Source organism: Lentzea sp. (assembly GCF_036380075.1).
Classification (GTDB): domain Bacteria; phylum Actinomycetota; class Actinomycetes; order Mycobacteriales; family Pseudonocardiaceae; genus Lentzea.
Map to the genome: position 1 here is coordinate 1 of NZ_DASVFL010000124.1, position 4164 is coordinate 4164.

Sequence of the window (4164 nt, forward strand, 5' to 3'; positions counted from 1 at the left end):
CCCGCCTGCGGTGTGAGCGTCCGCACCAGGCACAATGACCACCGTGGGCGTCTCGGAGGGAGCTGTGGTGGGCCAGGGTCAGTTGCGCGGCGTGGTGGCACTCGACGGACCGTCCGGCACCGGGAAGTCCACCGTCGCGAAGCGCCTCGCGTCGGCGCTCGACGCGCGCTACCTCGACACCGGCTCGATGTACCGGGCGATCACGGTCGCCGTGCTGCGCGCGGGGGTCGACCCGGCGGACGAGGTCAAGGTCGCCGAGGTCGCGGACAACGCCGTGCTCGTCGTCGGCACCGACCCGGTCCGGCCGGGCATCACGCTGGACGGCGACGACGTGTCCGCCGAGATCCGCGGACCCGAGGTCACGCTGGCGGTCTCGCCCGTGTCCGCCACCGGGCACGTGCGGGAGCTGCTCGTGGCCCAGCAGCGCGCGATCATCGCCGACGCGCTGGACCACGTCGGCGGCATCGTCGTCGAGGGCCGCGACATCGGCACCGTCGTGTCGCCCGACGCCCCGCTGAAGGTCTACCTGACGGCGTCTGCTGACGCGCGGGCCGCGCGCAGGACCAAGCAGGACAACGCCGCCGGGCGTCAGTCCACTGTGGACGCCGTGCTGGCGGACGTGCGGCGCCGTGACGACTACGACTCGACGCGCGCGGTGTCGCCGTTGAAGGCCGCCGACGACTCGGTCGAGGTGGACACCACCGACCTAGACCTCGCCGGCACCGTGCACGCGCTGCTCGACCTCGTGGAACGGCGCGGGCTGCGGGTGACCGGGTGACCCTTCCCGGCGGGAGCCTGCCGTGGCTGACCGATCTCGGCAGGTGGATCGCGCGCGTCCCGTACGCGTGGCAGTTCCGGATTCGGGTGCACGGCCGCGACCGCGTACCCTTGCAGGGCGGCGTGGTCGTCGTCGCCAACCACAGCTCGATGGCTGATGGGCCGATCCTGTTCGGTGTGCTGCCCCGGCGCGTGACGTTCCTGATCAAGCAGGAGATGTTCAGCGGTGTCGTGGGCCACCTCCTGGGCAGGATCGGGCAGATCCCCGTCAAGCGGGGAGAGGCCGACCGCACCGCGCTGACCAGCGCGTTGGCCGTGCTCAAAGCCGGCGGGGTGATCGGGGTCTTCCCCGAGGGCACCCGTGGCGAGGGCGACGTGGCGAACGCGCAGAACGGCGCGGCGTGGCTGGCCAAGACCTCCGGTGCGGTGGTGCTGCCGGTCGCCTGCCGCGGGACCTACCAGGCCAAGGGCTTCCGGCCCGAGGTCGACGTGCTGATCGGTGAGCCGTTCCCCCTCCCCGAGGGGAAGGGACGGGCCGCCCTGGGCGTTGCCACCGAGCAGGTGCGCGACCGCCTGGCGACGCTGGTCGCCGAACTCGATGGACTTCGTGTGAGTGAGGGAAGACGATGACGGACCTGGACGGCACCTGGGAGGACGAGGCCGACTGGTCAGCCTTCGACGGCCTCGACTCCGAAGACGGCGAGGACGCCGCCCCGCCGCAGCCGGTGCTCGCGGTGGTCGGACGGCCGAACGTCGGCAAGTCCACGCTGGTCAACCGCATCATCGGCCGCCGTGAGGCCGTGGTGCAGGACGTGCCGGGCGTGACGCGCGACCGCGTGGCCTACGACGCGCTGTGGAACGGCCGCAAGTTCACCGTGGTCGACACGGGCGGCTGGGAGCCGGACGCGCAGGGCCTGCAGGCCGCCGTGGCCGCCCAGGCCGAGCTCGCGATGGCCACCGCCGACGTGATCCTCGTGGTCGTGGACGCGTCCGTGGGCGCGACGACGACCGAGGAGGCCGTCGCGAAGGTCCTGCGCCGCTCCAAGAAGCCGGTGATCCTCTGCGCGTCCAAGGTGGACGACGACCGCCTGACGGCCGACGTCGCGTCGCTGTGGTCGCTGGGCCTCGGCGAGCCGTACCCGGTGTCCGGCCTGCACGGCCGCGGCTCCGGCGACCTGCTCGACGTGATCCTCGCGAAGCTGCCGGAGACCCCGCGCGACGACTTCGGCGCCCGCGGCGGCGGCCCCCGCCGCGTCGCGCTGGTCGGCAAGCCGAACGTCGGCAAGTCGTCGCTGCTCAACCGCCTGACTGGCGAGAACCGCTCGGTCGTCGACTCGGTCGCCGGCACCACCGTCGACCCGGTCGACTCGCTGGTCGAGCTCGACGGCGAGATCTGGCGCTTCGTCGACACCGCCGGCCTGCGCAAGCGCGTGAAGTTCGAGAGCGGCGCCGAGTACTACGCCTCGCTGCGCACCAAGTCCGCGATCGAGACCGCCGAGGTCGCGATCGTGCTGCTGGACGCCCACGAGCCGTTGTCCGAACAGGACCTGCGCGTCCTGACGATGGTCGTCGAGTCCGGCCGCGCCTGCGTGCTGGCGTTCAACAAGTGGGACCTCGTCGACGAGGACCGCCGCAACGAGATGGTCCGCGAGCTCGAACGCGGCCTGGTGCGCGTGCCGTGGGCCGACCGCGTCAACGTCTCGGCCCTGACCGGCCGCGCCGTCCACAAGCTCGCCCCGGCCCTGCGCACGGCGCTGAACTCGTGGGACACCCGAGTCCCGACCGGCCGCCTCAACCAGTGGCTGTCGGACCTGATCGCCGCGACCCCGCCGCCCGTGCGCGGCGGCAAGCAGCCGAAGGTCTTGTTCGCCACCCAGGCCTCGACCCGCCCGCCGACGTTCGTGCTGTTCACGACGGGTTTCCTCGAGGCGTCGTACCGCCGGTTCATCGAGCGCAGGCTGCGCGAGGAGTTCGGCTTCGAGGGCAGCCCGGTGCGCATCTCCGTGCGCGTGCGCGAGAAGAAGAAGGCCGGCGCCGCCCGGAAGTAGTTCTTCGGAACCACCTGAGTGATCTATTTGCCCTTCGGCCGTGCGTGCGGTTGGTTGGGTTGGTGGCCGTACGAGTGGTGCTAGCCGACGACGAGGCCCTGCTGCGGCGGGGCCTCAAGGTCCTCCTCGAAGCCGACGGGCGGGTGGAGGTGGTCGGCGAGGCCGCCGACGGCGCCGAGCTCGTCGAGGTGGTCCTGGCGCAACTGCCCGACGTAGTGCTGGTGGACGTGCAGATGCCCGGCGTAGACGGCCTGGAGGCCGTGCGCAGGCTCCGCACGTGGGCCACCCCGCCCGCCATCGCCGTCCTGACCACGTTCGACCTCGACGACTACGTCGCGACAGCCCTGGACCTCGGCGCCCAGGGCTTCCTGCTGAAGGACGCCGAACCGGAAGCCCTGGTCCGCGCCGTCCTGGACCTGGCAGCAGGCGGCGCCGTCCTGGACCCGCGCATCACCGTCCGCCTGCTCCCACGCCTGCGCGGCTTCCGCGCCAACCGCCAGCTGGACTCGCTGTCAGCCCGCGAACGCCAAGTGCTCGAGCTGGTAGCCGGCGGCCGCTCGAACCACTCGATAGCCGAGCAGCTCTGCCTGTCCGAGGCGACGGTGAAGAGCTACGTCTCCACCGTCCTGACCAAGCTGGGCGTGGAGAACCGGGTGCAGGCGGCTCTGGTCGCGCACCAGGTCGGTGTGTGGTGAAACGGCTGCTCCTGGAACTCCTGACCGTGGGCCTGGCCGCCGGCGTGGTCCTGCTGACCCAGGACCGCCCGTTCCCGTGGTCGCTCTGGACCGCCATAGCAGCCTCCCTACTGCTACCTCTGCGCCTCCGCTGGCCGTGGCTGGCGTCGCTGCTGTGCGTGCCGGCAGTGGCAGGCGGCCTGGGCTGGGCCCCGGCACTGGTGGCCCAGTACCGCCTGGGCCGCAAGGAGAAGTCGATCCCGGTCCAGCTCTTCTGGGTGTGTCTGCTGACCGCGGCCGCGATCGCCCCGGTGGCCCTGACGAAACCGATCCCCTTCGGTCCTCTGCTGCTGGCGTTCGCGTTCGCGTTCGGCCTGGCAGCGGCCCCCACCGCCCTAGGCGCCCTGGTAACCACCCGCAAGGACCTGACCCACTCGCTGTACGAAACCCGCCGAGCCCGTGCCGCCGAACTGGAAGCCCAGGAAACCTCGGCCCGCGACGCCGAACGAGCCCGCATAGCCCGCGAGATTCACGACTCGGTGGGCCACCACGCCACCTTGATCGCCGTGGAGTCAGCCGCCCTTGCCGCCACCGCCGCAGACCCGTCCGTGCGGGAGACGGCGCTGCGTTTGCGTTCTCTGGCAAAGGAATCCCTGTCCGAGATG

5 protein-coding genes are annotated in these 4164 nt (G+C 71.7%); all 5 read left to right on the top strand.

Annotation, left to right across the window (positions count from 1 at the left end; all coding sequences use genetic code 11):
* The first annotated feature begins 91 nt into the window (after positions 1 to 91).
* Entirely contained in the window at positions 92 to 778 is a 687-nt protein-coding gene (gene cmk / locus VF330_RS15610) for a (d)CMP kinase (RefSeq protein WP_330852315.1), read from the top strand.
* Complete coding sequence (locus tag VF330_RS15615) at positions 775 to 1407, top strand: lysophospholipid acyltransferase family protein (RefSeq protein WP_330852311.1); 633 nt, start codon at positions 775 to 777, stop codon at positions 1405 to 1407. Before cmk ends, VF330_RS15615 begins: the two co-directional genes overlap by 4 nt.
* Positions 1404 to 2825 carry a ribosome biogenesis GTPase Der gene (gene der / locus VF330_RS15620; RefSeq protein ID WP_330852312.1) on the top strand — a complete coding sequence of 474 codons (1422 nt, stop codon included), beginning with the start codon at positions 1404 to 1406 and terminating at the stop codon, positions 2823 to 2825. Before VF330_RS15615 ends, der begins: the two co-directional genes overlap by 4 nt.
* A gap of 62 nt (positions 2826 to 2887) precedes the next feature.
* On the top strand, positions 2888 to 3520 hold the full coding sequence (locus VF330_RS15625) for a response regulator transcription factor (protein ID WP_330852313.1): 633 nt from the start codon (positions 2888 to 2890) through the stop codon (positions 3518 to 3520).
* On the top strand, positions 3517 to 4164 hold a 648-nt coding region (locus VF330_RS15630), incomplete at its 3' end, for a histidine kinase dimerization/phosphoacceptor domain-containing protein (protein ID WP_330852314.1). The genes VF330_RS15625 and VF330_RS15630, both read left to right, overlap by 4 nt.